17 protein-coding genes are annotated in these 14,953 nt (G+C 59.7%); 5 read left to right on the top strand and 12 right to left on the bottom strand.

All coding sequences use genetic code 11. The features are described from left to right. Positions 1–36 precede the first annotated feature (36 nt). Both FHK95_RS00380 and FHK95_RS00375 read left to right on the top strand, forming a co-directional pair. The gene (locus FHK95_RS00380) at positions 37–1,308 is read left to right on the top strand and encodes a GGDEF domain-containing protein (protein WP_235906687.1); all 1,272 of its coding nucleotides are present in this window, start codon (positions 37–39) and stop codon (positions 1,306–1,308) included. Between the two features lie 47 nt (positions 1,309–1,355). Next, positions 1,356–2,594, top strand: a complete 1,239-nt coding sequence (locus FHK95_RS00375; RefSeq protein ID WP_150302610.1) for a GGDEF domain-containing protein — start codon at positions 1,356–1,358, stop codon at positions 2,592–2,594. 87 nt (positions 2,595–2,681) lie between these two features. On the opposite strand, the gene FHK95_RS00370 is transcribed toward FHK95_RS00375, so the two are convergent. The 7 genes from FHK95_RS00370 to FHK95_RS00340 form a co-directional block, all read right to left on the bottom strand. Next, on the bottom strand, positions 2,682–3,062 hold the full coding sequence (locus FHK95_RS00370) for a rhodanese-like domain-containing protein (RefSeq protein ID WP_150302609.1): 381 nt from the start codon (positions 3,060–3,062) through the stop codon (positions 2,682–2,684). Then, positions 3,059–4,840 carry a SulP family inorganic anion transporter gene (locus FHK95_RS00365; protein WP_150302608.1) on the bottom strand — a complete coding sequence of 594 codons (1,782 nt, stop codon included), beginning with the start codon at positions 4,838–4,840 and terminating at the stop codon, positions 3,059–3,061. The genes FHK95_RS00370 and FHK95_RS00365 overlap by 4 nt, the downstream gene beginning before the upstream one ends. After that, entirely contained in the window at positions 4,837–5,061 is a 225-nt protein-coding gene (locus tag FHK95_RS00360) for a hypothetical protein (protein ID WP_150302607.1), read from the bottom strand. Before FHK95_RS00360 ends, FHK95_RS00365 begins: the two co-directional genes overlap by 4 nt. 10 nt (positions 5,062–5,071) lie before the next feature. Further along, a complete protein-coding gene (locus FHK95_RS00355; protein ID WP_150302606.1) occupies positions 5,072–5,935 on the bottom strand; it encodes an MBL fold metallo-hydrolase in 864 nt (287 codons plus the stop codon). A 176-nt stretch (positions 5,936–6,111) separates the two neighbouring features. Then, positions 6,112–6,495, bottom strand: a complete 384-nt coding sequence (locus FHK95_RS00350) for a DUF1850 domain-containing protein (protein WP_150302605.1) — start codon at positions 6,493–6,495, stop codon at positions 6,112–6,114. Next, a complete protein-coding gene (locus tag FHK95_RS00345; protein ID WP_150302604.1) occupies positions 6,492–8,522 on the bottom strand; it encodes a TRAP transporter permease in 2,031 nt (676 codons plus the stop codon). Before FHK95_RS00345 ends, FHK95_RS00350 begins: the two co-directional genes overlap by 4 nt. A gap of 147 nt (positions 8,523–8,669) precedes the next feature. Next, complete coding sequence (locus FHK95_RS00340; protein ID WP_150302603.1) at positions 8,670–9,623, bottom strand: TAXI family TRAP transporter solute-binding subunit; 954 nt, start codon at positions 9,621–9,623, stop codon at positions 8,670–8,672. 306 nt (positions 9,624–9,929) lie between these two features. Between FHK95_RS00340 and dinB the strand changes: the two genes are divergently transcribed. Next, positions 9,930–10,988 (top strand): DNA polymerase IV, encoded by a 1,059-nt coding sequence (dinB, locus tag FHK95_RS00335; RefSeq protein ID WP_150302602.1) that lies wholly within the window; start codon positions 9,930–9,932, stop codon positions 10,986–10,988. 38 nt (positions 10,989–11,026) lie between these two features. Here dinB and FHK95_RS00330 read toward each other — a convergent pair whose 3' ends face one another. After that, positions 11,027–11,476, bottom strand: a complete 450-nt coding sequence (locus FHK95_RS00330; protein ID WP_150302601.1) for a hypothetical protein — start codon at positions 11,474–11,476, stop codon at positions 11,027–11,029. Positions 11,477–11,615: 139 nt separating this feature from the next. Here FHK95_RS00330 and FHK95_RS00325 point away from each other — a divergent pair, with 139 nt between their 5' ends. Next, on the top strand, positions 11,616–12,398 hold the full coding sequence (locus tag FHK95_RS00325; RefSeq protein WP_150302600.1) for an SDR family oxidoreductase: 783 nt from the start codon (positions 11,616–11,618) through the stop codon (positions 12,396–12,398). Positions 12,399–12,436: 38 nt separating this feature from the next. On the opposite strand, the gene FHK95_RS00320 is transcribed toward FHK95_RS00325, so the two are convergent. Together FHK95_RS00320 and FHK95_RS00315 are read right to left on the bottom strand one after the other, a co-directional pair. Continuing rightward, positions 12,437–12,880, bottom strand: a complete 444-nt coding sequence (locus FHK95_RS00320) for a DUF2489 domain-containing protein (RefSeq protein ID WP_235906676.1) — start codon at positions 12,878–12,880, stop codon at positions 12,437–12,439. Positions 12,881–12,883: 3 nt separating this feature from the next. Then, complete coding sequence (locus FHK95_RS00315) at positions 12,884–13,357, bottom strand: LEA type 2 family protein (protein ID WP_178114665.1); 474 nt, start codon at positions 13,355–13,357, stop codon at positions 12,884–12,886. A 98-nt stretch (positions 13,358–13,455) separates the two neighbouring features. Here FHK95_RS00315 and FHK95_RS00310 point away from each other — a divergent pair, with 98 nt between their 5' ends. Beyond that, positions 13,456–13,977: a hypothetical protein gene (locus FHK95_RS00310; protein WP_150302598.1), complete on the top strand. Its 522-nt coding sequence runs from the start codon at positions 13,456–13,458 to the stop codon at positions 13,975–13,977. Here the strand turns inward: FHK95_RS00310 and FHK95_RS00305 are convergent. Continuing rightward, complete coding sequence (locus tag FHK95_RS00305) at positions 13,974–14,444, bottom strand: YchJ family protein (protein ID WP_150302597.1); 471 nt, start codon at positions 14,442–14,444, stop codon at positions 13,974–13,976. The genes FHK95_RS00310 and FHK95_RS00305 overlap by 4 nt on opposite strands. Positions 14,445–14,446: 2 nt before the next feature. Next, positions 14,447–14,932, bottom strand: coding sequence for a DUF6231 family protein (locus FHK95_RS00300; protein ID WP_235906675.1), 486 nt, complete (start codon positions 14,930–14,932; stop codon positions 14,447–14,449). Positions 14,933–14,953: the final 21 nt, after the last annotated feature.

The following is a 14,953-nucleotide window of genomic DNA, read 5'->3' as shown; positions in this document are numbered from 1 at the left end:
GTTCGTCTATAAGATTCCAAATAGTCCTTCTTGCTTATGGCGCTTGGCCGGCACTTGACGGATACTTTTGCAACGGCGAACCCGATTCGCGGCCCATCTGTAATGGCCAGGAGATTTCACATGGAAGTAACCAGCAACCGCTTCAGGATTTCCCCGTTTTTGGGTGAGTTCCGGGATTCGGCGGAGGAAAGGGCGTTCCGCCAGCATATGCAGCCTGCCATGGTTCGGCATACGCGCATCGCGCTGAAAGCGTGGGCTACTTGCCTGCTGCTGTTCGGCTTTCTGGATTACCTGGGCCTCGGAATGTCTCCCGTGTTCCTGACATTGATGGGTACGCGGATATTGATTGCCGCGCTTATCTTCGCCTATGGATATGTCCTGCTCAGCAAGCCGCATTTGGCCACAGCAGGGCATTGCACTATGGCCTTGCAAATCTTCGGCTTCAGCTTTTTCTATCTCATTTATGTCCTTCGCCCAGAGGTCGCTACCTTCACTGTTGGGGTGATAGGGCTGCTGTTTATCTCGATGTTCATCTTTATTCCGAACAGGCTTGTCTACACCCTCATTGCCGCACTGACTGGGCTGATTGGCACCCTGTTAACCATGGTTATGGCGGGTCGACCAACCGTAATAGTTTTTGGGGCGTTTGTGCTTCTTATGTCGCCGATATTGGTGGGTTTTCTTGCCACCCAGCGACTACAGATCGTGCAGCGTCAGCAATACGCAATGTTTACTCGAGCCAATGATGCGAACAAAGAACTGCAGGCCGAAATCGAGCGCCGCAAGGTGCTGGAACAGGAGCTGAGCCGCCAGGCCACGACCGATCCGTTGACCGGTCTGTTCAACCGGCGCCAATACGAAAGTCTGTTTGACCGCGAGCGTGAGCGCAGCAAGCGTAACGGCGGCCATCTATCGCTGTGTGTTGCGGATATCGATTTTTTCAAACGGGTTAATGATGAGCATGGCCATGATGCGGGCGATCAGATGCTCAAACATGTTGCTGGTCTGTTCACCAGCGCTCTGAGGCAATCCGACATCGTCGGGCGTTTTGGTGGGGAGGAATTCATTTTGCTGCTTCCCGACACCAGCCTCGATGATGCGGCAGTGGTGGTCAATCGTCTTCGGCAGAAATTGTCAGCATCGCCTCTGGCGGTCGCCGATGGTCAGATAGCTGTCACGGCCACCTTCGGTCTCACAGAAGTCGGCAATAGTGACTCAAGTATTGAAGATGTGATCCGGCGTGCCGATAAGGCTCTTTATGAAGGGAAAACCGGCGGGCGAAACAAAGTGGTTCCGGTGCCCTGTTGAAGTCTGCTTAAGGTTATAACTGGGTCAAGCAAGGACGCGGAGCTCGAATGACGGATGTCGAAGCAATACCCGATGCGGTTGCCACCCAGGCGCTAGAGATGGAAGCCGGAGGCATTGATCCGCGCTGGAAAATAAATGGTTGGACCGGAGAGTTTCGCGACCCTGACAGGGAGCGCGCCTATCTGGAAAAAAATCAGCATGCCATCGCGCGCCAGATGACGGTGGCGCTTGCGGTATGGGCTGCGCTGGTACTCGTATTTCTACTTGCGGACCTCGAATCGCTCATCGATAGTGCCGGTTTTTGGGTAAGTACAGTCATCCGCCTGAGCATGGTAGCCGCCCTCGTTTTTTTCGCCTGGAAGATCAAGCGTCGGCCGATGCTGGCTACGCAAGCGCGCTGGATCAGTGCTCTTGAAGTCATAGGGATGACTGCTTTTCTCGCGGTGTACCTGTTCCGCCCGGAAGTCTCACATTGGGCTTTCACGCTGACGCTGATCATGCTTGTGACAACCTTCGTGTATATCCCGAACCGCATCCCGGCGATTCTTGCCGTGACCTCCTATATGGGTGTGTCGACCGTAGTCATTCTCTACCACGTTGATTCGTTGGTCCCGTCTCAGCTAGTCAGCATTTCAATCGTGACATTGATGCCAATAGGGCTGGGCTGGGGCACCGCAGCGCGTACACAGGTACTGCAACGCACGCAGTTTGCGTTGTGGCAGCAGGCGCAGGAGGTCAACGCCAGGCTGTCGCGCGAAGTGGAGCAGCGCTCACGGCTCCAAGCGGAGCTCGTCCATCAGGCCACGACCGACGCGCTGACCGGGCTGAACAACCGCCGCCAATACGAATCCCTGTTCCAGCACGAACTTAATCGCTCGCTGCGCACTGGGCAGCCGCTGACCCTGTGCATTATCGATCTGGATCATTTCAAACAGATCAACGATACCTGGGGGCATGCCGTGGGTGATGAAGTGCTCAAGCGGGTAGGGCAGCTGTGCCGCGACTCCTTCCGGGCAACCGATATCCTTGGGCGTCTGGGTGGCGAAGAGTTTGTGGCATTACTCCCCGAAACGGATCTGCCGAGTGCATTGATGGTCGCGCAGCGGTTCGTCGACAAGCTGGCCGCGATAACCGTCAGCGAAGAGGTTCCGCAGCTGCGTGTTACTGCCACGGTTGGGGTGGCGCAGCGAGACAATGAAAACCATCTCGATCCACTGCTCCAGCGCGCCGACAAGGCGCTTTATGCAGGAAAGAACGCTGGGCGCAATCAAGTTGTCACCGGCTGAAGGGCTACCGTCCTGAGGCGAATTGGCCCGACGCTATACATCTTCATCCTCGCGAACAGGCCGGTATCATCCTCATCTCTTGGGTGTTTATTCGAAAGACGGCAGGGTCGGCGTGACCACGGTTTTCCCCGCTTCGCACCAGGCATCGAAGCCCCCTTGTAATGACAACACCTGCAGGTAGCCCATCTCCTGCAGCGAGCGGGCGGCCAGTATCGAGCGCCCGCTGGTTTTGCAATAAAGGACTAACTTGCGGTCGCGCGCCGACAGTTCGGGGTCATTACTGAGTTTGAACTCCAGCAGGCCGCGGGGAATGTTGATGGCGCCTGGAATATGACCAGCCCGAAACTCATCGGCTTCACGCACGTCGATCAGCACATCCGCCTCGCGAATGGCCGCTTCGGCAGCGGCCAGTTCGGCTTCACGGATCTGAGGCTTGGCATCGGCAACTAAATCATGGGCAGTTTTCATAGAGACTTCCTGTGCGCAGCAGGCTGCGCGGTGGCGGGCGGATTAACTGGCCGCAGGGTGTGCTGCGTGACCTGCGGAGCCAGGGTTTTCAGAGCTTCGAACTGACTAATGAACACCTGCCCTCCAAAGCTTTCGAGGAAGGTCGAGCGGCGCAGCTGGTCCATCACCGGCCCTTTTACTTCCGACAGATGCAGTTGCACGCCGGCTGTTTGCAAACGTTCGACGATGGTCTCCAGCGAATCAAGCGCGCTGGCATCAATCAGGTTGACGCCAGAGCACATTAACACCAGGTGGCGAACCTGTGGGCGGGTGGCGATCAGTTCGCTGATACGGTCCTCAAGGTAGCGGGCGTTGGGGAAATACAGGCTCTCATCGACCCGCACGGAGAGCACGCTGGGCGACTCGACCACGGCAAAGCGCTCGATATTACGAAAATGCTCGCTGCCCGGGACCTGGCCGACCACGGCCATGTGCGGCTGGCTGGTGCGCCAGAGAAACAGCAACAGCGACAGGCCTACCCCGATCAGAATGCCCGCTCCCACGCCAATCAGCAGTACGCCGAGCAGGGTAGCCAGTTGTGCGGCCCCATCCTGAGGCGAGTAGCGCCAGGTGCGGCGCAGTGAACCGAGATCGACCAGGCTGAGCACGGCGACGATGATGGTCGCGGCCAATACGGCGTGGGGCAGGTTATGCAGCAGCGGGGTCAGCAGCATCACACTGAGGGCGATGCCCATGGCCGTGAATACACCGGCCATGGGCGTCTGCGCGCCGGCATCGTAGTTGACCACCGAGCGGGCAAAGCCGCCGGTAATCGGGAACCCGCCGCTGAAGGCCGCACTGAGATTGGCAGTACCCAGGCCGAGCAATTCGTTGTCGGGCTCGATGCGCTGGCGGCGTTTGGCGGCCAGCGTCTGGCCGACAGAAACCGATTCGACAAAGCCCACCAGGCTGATCAGCAGCGCTGCGGGTAAGAGTTGTATTGCCAGCTCCAGGTCCAGTGTGGGCAATGCCAGGGCTGGCAGGCCTTGCGGGATTGCGCCGACCACTTTGACCCCGGCCTGATCCAGCTGCAGCCAGGACACCACCACAATCGCCACGATAATCGCCAGGACCGGCCCAGCCTTGGCCAGGTTGCCAGCCGTTTGCGCGGACAATCCCAGCCGTTGCAGCGCCGGTTTTAGCCGCTTGCGCGCCCACCACAGCCAGGCCAGGCTGAATACGCCGATCAGCAGGGTTTGCCAGTGTGTGGCCGGCAAGCCTTGCCAGAGTTGCGGGATAATCTGTAGCAGGCTTACTCCCGAGGTCGAGATGCCGAACAGGTGCTTGAGTTGGCCGATGGCGATCAGAATGCCGGAGGCGCTGATAAAGCCGGAGACCACCGGGTGGCTGAGAAAGTTGGCAAGAAAGCCCAGACGCAAAAACGCCATGGCGCTAAGCAGCAAACCGGACAGCAGCGCCAGGAGCATGGCCGCACCGATATACGCTTCGCTGCCCGCCGGGAACAAGGGTGCCAGCGCTGCCGCCGTCATCAGTGACACCACGGCCACCGGGCCCACTGCCAGCGTGCGGCTGGACCCGAACACTGCATAGGCCAGCAGCGGCAGGATGCTCGCATACAAACCCATGACCGGCGGCAAGCCGGCGAGCATGGCGTAGGCCAGGCTCTGCGGGATCAGCATCAGCGTCACGATCAGTGCGGCCATACCGTCCTGGGTCGCGCTGCTGCGGTTGTATTGCCGGCCCCAGGCGAGGCAGGGCAGCCAGTGGCTGAGTTTCATTTAACCGGTTCCTTGCCAACATCACAGGCTGCGGACGGTTCAACGGCAACAGGTTCATGCGGCAGGCGCTTGGGCTTGGCCATCCATTCGCGGCCACGCAGCATCATGTCGAAGTAGATACTGGACATCAATTGCACCTTATGGCGCAGGGTCTCGTGATCGGCTGCAACCCAGCCCTTGGCATTCGCAATAGAGGAACTTAGGTGCTTTAGCGAATCCATGGTCAGTACCTCAGAGTACGTCGAGGGGGATTTTCAGGTAGCGGATACCGTTATCCTCTGCCGGCGGCAGTTGACCGGCGCGCATGTTGATCTGCACCGACGGCAGGATCAGCGTCGGCATGTCCAGAGTGGCGTCGCGGGCGCTGCGCATGGCAACGAAGTCCGACTCGTTGATGCCCTCATGCACGTGCACATTGTGCGCCCGCTGCTCCGCGACGGTGGTCTGATAGAGGAACTCGTCGCGCCCTGGCGCCTTGTAGTCGTGGCACATAAACAGACGGGTTTCATCGGGCAGAGCGAACAACTTACGAATCGATTGGAACAGCGTATGTGAGTCGCCACCGGGGAAGTCACAGCGCGCGGTGCCGTAGTCCGGCATAAACAGCGTATCGCCAACAAATCCGGCGTCGCCGATCAGGTAGGTCATGCACGCCGGCGTATGGCCGGGGGTATGAATGGCGCGGGCCTGGATGTTGCCGACGTGGAAGGTATCGCCATCCTTGAACAGGTGGTCGAACTGGCGGCCATCGGTGGCGAACTCTGTGCCGGCATTGAACAGCTTGCCGAAGGTATGCTGCACGATGGTGATGTTCTCACCGATCGCCAACTGGCCACCCAGCTCGCGTTTCAGGTAGGGCGCCGCCGAGAGGTGGTCGGCGTGCACGTGGGTCTCCAGCAGCCAGTCCACCTGCAATTGCTGGTCTTTTACATGCTGGATCAGGCGATCAGCACTGTCGTGCGACGTTCGCCCGGAGGCGGGATCGTAATCCAGTACCGAGTCGATGATCGCGCAGCGTTGGGTGCAGGGGTCCACCACTACGTAGCTGTAGGTGAAGGTGGCAGGATCGAAAAATGCTGTGACGACTGGTTGCATGGTCTGGGCTCCTCTTTCATATACCCCTAGGGGGTACTTTGTCTCTTGAGGAGCGTAGCGATTTTTTTAGTTCTATGCATAGATTAAAAAAGAATATGTCGAGACGGCGACCCGCTTGGCGGCCATATGTCCTTGTAACATCCTCCGCATCGTTGATCGACACAACAGAGCACCGCTTACAACTCACAGCTCCAGAGTTCCAGGGTCGGCCGGGTCGCTTGGGGCGGGCCGAGCCAGTGGCTCATCGAGCGACAACGCTGGTTGAAACACAGTTGGTAATCCCCCGCCTCGGGGGTCCGCCCCAGGCGCAGCGGTTGCAGGGGAGCCAGCTGGCGTTGGTAGTGCCAGCTGCCGTCACGCAATTGGGCATCGGCCGGAATTTCCATGCCGGCACCAGACCCCTTGACCCGCGCCTCGCCGAGCAGCAAGCCCTCTGGGGTGACGCGGTAGTCTTCTTCCCAGCGGACTTTTTCAATCGTGTGTTGCCAGGCCAGGGTGAACTCAGGCACCGGCAATTCAGCCCACACCACGCCGGCCAGGCCTATGCACAATCCGATCACGCCACTGTCGCTCTGGCACGCCGTCGGCCACGCCAGAAATGCTGAGCGAGGAACAATGCCACCAGGGCGAAGCCGATTTCATCGCTCGTAGGTGTGGCCAGGATCAGACTGGCACCCGCCGCGAAGCCCAGCGCCCGCTCCCACCACGCCATTTTCCAGTGCAGGAAACTGGTGAATACCGCACCCCAGATACCGATCGCCATAGCCGCCTTGAACAGCACATACACAGTGGTCAGCCAGCTATCCCCTTGTAACATCAGAGCCGGTTCATACACCGCCATAAAGGGGACGACGAAACCGGCGACGGCAATACGTATGGCCCACAGGCTGATCTTCAATCCGGTTTCCTTGGCAATCGGCGCGGCAGCGAAACAGGCCAGCGCCACCGGTGGGGTGAGGTCGGCCATGATGCCGAAGTAAAAAACGAACATGTGCGAAACGATCAGCGGCACGCCCAGCTCCAGCAGCGCCGGCGCGGCAATCGAGCTGGTGATGATGTAGTTGGGAATGGTCGGAATGCCCATGCCCAGTACCAGGCAGGTGAGCATGGTGAGGACCAGCGAGAGGAACAGGTTTTCCTGGCCGATGGCGAGAATATAACCGGCGAAGGTCGACGCCACTCCGGTCAGTGAAACCACGCCGATGATCACCCCGACCAGGGCGCAGGCGATGCCCACCGGGACCGCATGGCGCGCACCCTCGACCAGCGCATGGAGACAGATCACCAGGGTGTCGCGGCCGCCCTTGATGAACCAGCAGATCGCTACCAGTAGCCCGACCACGCCGAACACCACGCCGATGCCGAGCTGGAAGAAGCCGGCGCAGAGCACGCCAAGGGCGACCCAGAATGCTATGCGCAGGGCAAAGGAAGACACGCGCAGGATGATCGCCGATCCGAGGATGACGATGGCGGTCAGGGCCAGGCCGACCATCCCGGAAAACAGCGGCGTGCGCCCGGAGAACAGCAGGTAGATGAGGACGAACAGCGGGATTAGCAGATACCAGCGCGCCTTTACCGCCGCCCAGGGATTGGGGCACTGGTCTTTCGGCAAGCCTTTCAGGTTGGCGCGTTTGGCTTCCAGATGGACCATCCAGAACACCGAGCCGAAGTACAGCAGCGCCGGCATCAGGGCGGCCTTGGCTACCTCGATGAAGGGCACATTGATGGTCTCGGCCATGATGAACGCCACGGCGCCCATGATCGGCGGCATGATCTGGCTGCCCATGGAGGAGGTGGATTCGACGCCGCCAGCAAACGCCGCCTTGTAGCCGAAGCGCTTCATCAACGGAATGGTGAACTGGCCGGTGGTGACTACGTTGGCCACACCGGAACCGGTAATAGTGCCCATCAGCGCCGATGAGACCACCGAGACCTTGGCCGGGCCGCCGAGTTTGTGGCCGAACAGGCCCATGGCGAAGTCGGTGAACAGCTTGATCATGCCCGCCTGCTCAAGGAACGAGCCGAACAGGATAAACAGGAAGATATAGGTAGCCGACACATAGGTCGGGGTGCCGTAGAAGCCTTCGGTGCCGAAGGCCAGCTGGTTGACGACCTGATCCAGGCCGTAACCACGATGGGCCAGATCCCCGGGCAGGTATTGGCCAAGCAGGGCATAGGCGAGGAACAGCCCGCAGATCAGTGGCAGTGCGATGCCCATCACGCGCCGCGCGGCCTCGAACACCAGCACCGTCAGCACCAGGCCGACGGCCATGTCGGCACTGGTCAGGTCACCGGAGCGCTGAATCAGGTCCGCCTCGAACACCCACTGGTAGATCGCCGTACCCATACCGGCCAGGCCGAGCAGCCAGGCCAGCGGTTGCCGGGGTTTGTGCTTGCCGACCAGCGGGATGCTGAGAAATACCACCATCAGCAAGAAGCCGACATGCATCGCCCGCAGTATCTGGCTGGACACCGGGTGAAAAGCCGCCGTGGTGATCTGGAAGATCGAGAACAGCAACGCCACGTAAAACAGCGCTTTTGGCCATTCGCTGGGACTGGCTGTCAGGCCGTGGTTTTGTTCCGTCATGGAGCCTATGCCCTCATTGCATCTCTACATAACCTATGGCGCACGGGTAGCCGCACAGGATGGGTTAGCCGCGTAACGACTGACCCCTCGAGCTCTGGTCTGCCCAACCCATCGGCCTCAGGTTGGGCGAAGCCCGGGCAGCGCGTTTTACAGTGCGCCGACTTCCTTGTAGTAGCGCTCCGCACCCGGATGCAGTGGAATCGGCAGGTCCTTGGCGGCGGTTTCCAGCTTGATGTCCTGGGCCGCGGAGTGGGCGTTGCCCAGACGCTCGAGGTTGTCGAATATCAGCTTGGTCATCTGATAGGCCACTTCCTCGGATACGCCGTCATGGCTGACCAGAATGTTGGTGATCGCCACGGTCTCTATATCGGTGTCCTGACCGTCATAAGTGCCGGCCGGAATGACGGCTGGCTGATAGGCCGCAACACCGATCTTGTTGGTGACGTCCTCCGGGATCGCGACAAAGTTGATCGGCAGGGTGGCGGCCAGATCACGGATCGCAGCCATACCCAGACCCGAGGATTGCAGGGTGGCATCCAGCTGACGGTTCTTGATCAGCTCGACCGACTCGGCGTAGGGCAGGAACTCGACCTTGCCCATGTCTTCATAGCTCAGACCCGCCGCGGCGAAGATTGCACGGGCATTCAGCTCGGTGCCGGACTTCGGCGCACCGACCGAGATGCGCTTCCCCTTGAGGTCGGCCAGAGTGTTGATGCCGGCTTCCTTGTTGGCAACGATCTGGATGTAGTTCGGGTAGGTGCCGGCAATCGCGCGGAGCTTTTTCAGCGGTGTCTTGAAGCCGGCGTCTTCCACCCCATTCCAGGCATCGGAGACCGAATCCCCCAGAGCCAGGGCCAGTTCGCCGCGACCGCTCTGCAGCAGGTTGAGGTTTTCCACCGAGGCCTTGGTTGCCTGCACCGAGGTTTTCGAACCTTCGATGCCATTGTTGTAGAGCTGCGACAGGCCCACACCGATCGGGTAGTAAACGCCGCTGGTGCCACCGGTGAGAATGTTGATGAAGGTGGGTGCAGCAAATGCGGCAGTACTGACCGTCAGGGCCGAGGCGGCCGCGAAGAGGCTGAGTCGTTTGATCAGTTGCATGAGAGTATCTCCGTTGTTGTTGTAGTGAACGCTAGAGTAACGGGGGCATGGTCAACTAACGTATGCAGGTACAGCGCGAGGCCTGCTGGCCGCCGCAATGTGATGAGGCAGGAAAGCGACGGGAATGTTGTCGGAAGCCCAAGGATCAAGGTGATCGAATGAGTACAATGGGCGAATCCTGGGGCGGTGTCGCTGAGCATAGGTTTGCCTTCGTTATCTGTTGTTATTGTAGGTCATCTCTTCAATTGAGTAGGGCGGGTATCAGTTGGCGTCGTCTTTGATCAGTAAACATAAAATCAATAGCGGATGAAGCAAAGAAAAATCATCCACGTTGACTGTGACTGTTTCTACGCAGCGATTGAAATGCGTGATGATCCGCGCCTGCGTGGTCGGCCATTGGCCGTGGGCGGTGATCCGGGTAAGCGCGGTGTCGTAGCCACCTGCAACTATGAGGCGCGCGCCTATGGCGTCCGCTCTGCCATGGCGTCCGGCTACGCCAAGAAGTTATGTCCGGATCTGCTCATTGTCCCGCCGCGCATGGCTGTGTATCGCGAAGCGTCCATTGCCATTCACGCCATCTTTACCGACTACACGGCGCTGATTCAGCCATTGTCGCTCGATGAGGCCTACCTCGATGTTTCCGATAGCAGCGCCTGTCGAGGCAGCGCCACGCTGATCGCCGAAAGCATTCGTCAGCGGGTGCGCGATGGGCTGGGCATTACCGTTTCAGCCGGGGTGGCGCCGAACAAATTCCTGGCCAAGATCGCCAGCGACTGGAACAAGCCGGACGGTCTCAAGGTGATCTTGCCGGACGAGATCGAGCCCTTTATCAAGACCCTGCCGGTGGAACGTCTGCATGGCGTCGGCAAGGTCACCGCTACGCGCTTGAGAAAACTCGGCATCGACCTGTGTGGCGAGCTGCTGCCCTGGCGCAAGCAGGATCTGGTCAAGGAATTCGGCAGCTTTGGTGAGCGGCTCTGGCAACTGGCGCGGGGCATTGATGATCGACCTGTGATCGTCGAGAGCGTGCGCCAGTCGGTCAGTGTCGAGAATACCTATGATCAGGATCTGCCCGATCTGGACGCCTGTTTTGATGCGCTCGGTCCGCTGCTGGAAAAACTGGCCCAGCGTCTCGGCCGTTTGCAGGACGGTTACCGGGCGAGCAAGCCCTTCGTCAAACTCAAGTTCAATGATTTCACCCAGACGACGCTGGAGCAGGCCGGCGCGCCGATCACACCGGAAGGCTATCGCGAGCTGACCGCGCAGGCCTATGCACGCGGCCTCAGGCCGGTGCGGCTGATCGGTGTGGGGGTGCGGCTGGATAACGCCAACAGCCTGCTGGGTGAGCAACTGACTCTGTTTTAGCCGAGCTAGCCTTCGGTCGGCGCGCCGGATTTACGCCGTCAGGGTTGTTGGGCGTCAGCCTTGCGTGCACAGGCCGGGCACAGGTGGTTCTCACCGCGGGGCTTCCAACCCAGTTCGCCGATGCGTTTGACTGCTTTGGCGGTGCGCTGCTCGAGCCCGTCCCGCTCTTCGATCAGAAATTCGAAGGCCTGCTCTTTCTCGCATGCATCGCATTTGACCGACCAGCCCAGCACCGATTTTCCCCGCAGGTCCGGGCCTTTCGCGGTAGCCGTCCATTGACCGGGCGGGCTCAGAAGATAGCGCACCTTATCGGCAATCAGCGGCAGCGGCAGATCACGGCTACCCTTGATGGTGCAAATCAGTGTGTCGCCGCTTTGAACGCCACCACCTTGTCCTGTGACCTGATACAAGCCGCTGGCGAGTGTGCGGCACTCGACCAGTGTATGGGAGGAGTTCAGCGCAGTGCGCCGGAAGTCATGTTCAGCCATGTCGGTTCCATAATTGATTTGGTAAGCATGATAACACCGGTGCAGGGCGGCATATCACCAGGCTCACTAATGGTCGGTGGCCGTTGCTTTGGCGTATATGCTCACACGCTATCCAATAACGCATACAAGAGGGCTCGCCATGAAAGTAATGGAACTGTTTGATCTGACCGGCAAGGTTGCCTTGATAACCGGCGGCACCAAGGGGCTCGGCCTGCAGATGGCTGAAGCGCTGGGTGAGCAGGGCGCGAAAATCTTTATCAATGCGCGTAACGCCAGTGAAGTTGAAGAAGTGGTGGCCCAGCTGAACGCACGGGGCATCGAGGCGGGCGGCATCGCCTGTGATCTCGGCAAGCTGGACACCGATCCGGTGACGACGCTGGTGGACGCGGCTGAAGCCCGTTTTGGTACGGTGGACATTCTGATCAATAACGCCGGTACCAGTTGGGGGCAGCCTGCGGCAGAGCACAGTTATGAAGGCTGGCAGAAGGTCATGGGGCTGAACGTCGATGTGTGCTTCCTGATGGCGCAAGAGGTGGCGCGCCGCTTCATGATTCCACGTCAGTCCGGCAAGATCATCAATATCGCTTCCATCGCCGGCTTCAAGGGCAATCGTCCGAACACCGGCATCTTCACCGTCGCCTACAACACCAGCAAAGCGGCGGCGATCAACCTGACACGCGCCCTGGCCGGCGAATGGGGACCGTACAACATCAACGTCAATGCGATCTGCCCTGGTTACTTTCCAACCAAAATGGCCAAAGGGCTGGAGCGGGTGACCGAGGTGATCAAGCAGGGAACGCCGTTGGGTCGGGTAGGTGGGGAAGATGACATCAAGGGACTAGCACTGTTTTTCGCCAGCGAAGCGTCTCGCCACGTCACCGGTCAGGCCGTGGCGGTTGACGGCGGTAATTCGGTCGTCTGATCCGCGCGCAATGGGGCAGGCGCTGCCTGCCCGTCCAATCAGGAGGGCGCAACGCCTGTACTGAGTTGACCGGCGGCGCGTTCCACCTCGTCTTTATGCTGTTGCTCCAGCGCCTGCATCTGCTGTTCGTGTTGCTGGCGCTCGGTGCTGGGCAGGTCCTTCCATTGCTGGTGCGTCGGTATATGCGCGGTGGCATCGTAGATGACCTCGAATACGCCGACGTTCAGATCGGCGCGCCGAGGACCACTGTAATTATCCAGCAGGACCTTGATGCGAATGGAGCCTTCCACCAGCGGTAACTGACCGTTGACCAGGCTCTGCGCCAGAAACTGGATATCCTGCGCGAGCCGTTCGTTGCGTTCGCGCTCCTGTTCGGCTTTCGCCTCGCGCGCAGCCCACACCTTGCGCCAGAGGACAAGCGCATAGACAGCCAGGGCAATAATGAGGATCAGGCCGGCTACCAGCCAATACGTTGAATTCATAAATCAGAATCTCATGTCGGACGGGTCAAGAGTCCCGTGTTCTTGCAAGGTCAGTTTCGGGCCCCAGAACCTGCCGGTGCTGATATGCCCCTCGATCCGATAGCGGACCGGCTGTTGGCGTTCGACCAGCTTGATCAGATCGCCAAGATGTCGCCACAGGTTCGAGCGTACATCCAGTTCGAAGTATTCCGAGCCATAAGCCGGCACGTCGAAAGGCTGATTTGTCACCCCGGTGGCCAGTTTGGAGTCATTGAGGTAGACGCGATAATGCATGCCCCGGACGGGTAGGTTGCGATCATTCGGATTGTCCACGCGCAGACGCAGACGGAACGACTGCTCCCACAGATTGCTCTGCAGCATTTCCAGATTCGCCAGATGAATTTCCGGTTTGGTATAACCCTGACTGAACACCGCGCAGCCGGATAGCCAGAGTATGCTGGCCACCAAGCCCATCCTGCCGCAAAGACGCATGTACATTGTCGACTCCTTCATGTGGATCTCGGGCTGTCAGCGGTGTTGTCTGGCGGCCCGCGCCTGTCCATACTAACCGCTAATCACGGCCAGGGAGTGACAATATGCCGCTATTCGAAATCGTATTCCAGGGACAGGTCAAGGCAGGTGTGGCGCCGGAACAGGCGCGGTTGAGGCTCGGCCAGTTGTTTCAGGCCGGCGATCAGCAGCTGGATATCCTGTTCTCCGGTCGCCGAATCGTGATCAAGCAGGGGCTCGATCAGGCCTCAGCCGAAAAGTACCGCCAGGCCATCGAGCGGGCCGGAGCGCTATGTCTGGTGGAACCCATGCGCGAGGAACCGACGGCTGACGCGCCGCCGGCCAGTCCTGCACCCGCGGAGCCATCCGGTAGCAAAAAGCTCGTTCCACGGGATGAGTACATGGCGGCCTTCAGCGACGTTGAGGCGCCCGATTTCGGCATCGCGCCGCTGGGTGCCGACATGCAGGATGAGTACCGCAACTTCACGCCGCTGCCGCTTGATCTGTCAGCCTTGAGCCTGGCACCGCCGGGCGCGGATCTGGACGAACTCAAACGCAACGAACAGGCCGTAACGCCGCGTATCGATCATCTCAAGCTGGTGGATTAGCGCCCGCAACACTGTTTGTACTTTTTCCCGGAGGCGCAGGGGCACGGGTCGTTGCGCCCGGTCTTGACCTTGATGGTCGGGTCAACGAAGTACCAGCGTTCGTCGAGACGAATGAAATCGGAGCATTCGCGGTGACTATGGCGATGGCCTTGTTCGTCGGCCCATTGCGCGGTGAAAGTGACCTGAGCTCGGGTGGAAGCGGCTTCCGCCGAGTGAACCTTCTCTACTGTGAGTCCCAGCCAGTGGCTGGACTGGCTCCAGTCGGTCATCGCGGCGTGGTCCAGTTGGGCTTGCTGCGAGGGCAGGGTGGTTGCCACCAGATAATCAATCAACCCCAGAGTATAGGCGCTGTAGCGCGAGCGCATCAGCTGCTCGGCAGTCGCTGCAGGCTTGCCCTCGTGCAAGGGCAGGCAACAGGCTGCGTAGGGCTTGCCGCTGCCGCAAGGGCAGTCGCCGGTATGTTCCATGATCACCACCAGTATTTTCCGAAGAGTTCGGGATTGGCCCAGTACCTGGAATTCAGCCAATCCGGTACGGTCTTGTATTGCGCGAGATCATAGGTGAAAAGCGTCAGGCTGTGGCCGTCGCGCTCGAAATGCCCGTGGCGCTGAAAGGCCAGGCCAAAGAAATCATTCTGCTCCCAGCCCGGCATGCGCTGCATGTCCACCAGCACAGCCATTCGGCTGGCCAGCAGATTCCGTATGCCGGCCAGCAGCTCCATTCCCTGACGTTTGTCGAGGTGCTCCAGTTGATCGGCCACCACTGCCAGATCGTAACGTTGGGTCGCGAGCTCGGGTGACAACGGCACAGTGTCCGTTTCAACGCGCGTGCATTCAGTGTGCTCGGCACAAAAGACTACCGCCGCCGGTATCGGTTCAGGGCTCACGCACAGTAGTCGCTGTGGTTGGTAGTGTTCGAATATGCCTAGCAGGGCTGTCGTCGGGCTATCGGACATTGGACCGTCCATGCTGAAAAT

The organism is Pseudomonas saliphila (assembly GCF_008638345.1).
In the GTDB taxonomy this organism is placed as follows: Bacteria; Pseudomonadota; Gammaproteobacteria; order Pseudomonadales; family Pseudomonadaceae; genus Halopseudomonas; species Halopseudomonas saliphila.
The sequence above is the reverse complement of the archived record's forward strand: the minus strand, read 5'-3'. Positions and strand labels throughout refer to the sequence as shown.

Coding starts and splice junctions, on each gene's coding strand:
- FHK95_RS00370 (WP_150302609.1), bottom strand. CDS start 3,062: ATGAAAACTGCCCATGATTTAGTTGCCGATGCCAAGCCTCAGATCCGT.
- FHK95_RS00310 (WP_150302598.1), top strand. CDS start 13,456: ATGCCGCTATTCGAAATCGTATTCCAGGGACAGGTCAAGGCAGGTGTG.
- FHK95_RS00325 (WP_150302600.1), top strand. CDS start 11,616: ATGAAAGTAATGGAACTGTTTGATCTGACCGGCAAGGTTGCCTTGATA.
- FHK95_RS00300 (WP_235906675.1), bottom strand. CDS start 14,932: ATGTCCGATAGCCCGACGACAGCCCTGCTAGGCATATTCGAACACTAC.
- FHK95_RS00365 (WP_150302608.1), bottom strand. CDS start 4,840: ATGAAACTCAGCCACTGGCTGCCCTGCCTCGCCTGGGGCCGGCAATAC.
- FHK95_RS00375 (WP_150302610.1), top strand. CDS start 1,356: ATGACGGATGTCGAAGCAATACCCGATGCGGTTGCCACCCAGGCGCTA.
- dinB (WP_150302602.1), top strand. CDS start 9,930: ATGAAGCAAAGAAAAATCATCCACGTTGACTGTGACTGTTTCTACGCA.
- FHK95_RS00345 (WP_150302604.1), bottom strand. CDS start 8,522: ATGACGGAACAAAACCACGGCCTGACAGCCAGTCCCAGCGAATGGCCA.
- FHK95_RS00380 (WP_235906687.1), top strand. CDS start 37: ATGGCGCTTGGCCGGCACTTGACGGATACTTTTGCAACGGCGAACCCG.
- FHK95_RS00320 (WP_235906676.1), bottom strand. CDS start 12,880: ATGAATTCAACGTATTGGCTGGTAGCCGGCCTGATCCTCATTATTGCC.
- FHK95_RS00330 (WP_150302601.1), bottom strand. CDS start 11,476: ATGGCTGAACATGACTTCCGGCGCACTGCGCTGAACTCCTCCCATACA.
- FHK95_RS00340 (WP_150302603.1), bottom strand. CDS start 9,623: ATGCAACTGATCAAACGACTCAGCCTCTTCGCGGCCGCCTCGGCCCTG.
- FHK95_RS00355 (WP_150302606.1), bottom strand. CDS start 5,935: ATGCAACCAGTCGTCACAGCATTTTTCGATCCTGCCACCTTCACCTAC.
- FHK95_RS00305 (WP_150302597.1), bottom strand. CDS start 14,444: ATGGAACATACCGGCGACTGCCCTTGCGGCAGCGGCAAGCCCTACGCA.
- FHK95_RS00315 (WP_178114665.1), bottom strand. CDS start 13,357: ATGTACATGCGTCTTTGCGGCAGGATGGGCTTGGTGGCCAGCATACTC.
- FHK95_RS00360 (WP_150302607.1), bottom strand. CDS start 5,061: ATGGATTCGCTAAAGCACCTAAGTTCCTCTATTGCGAATGCCAAGGGC.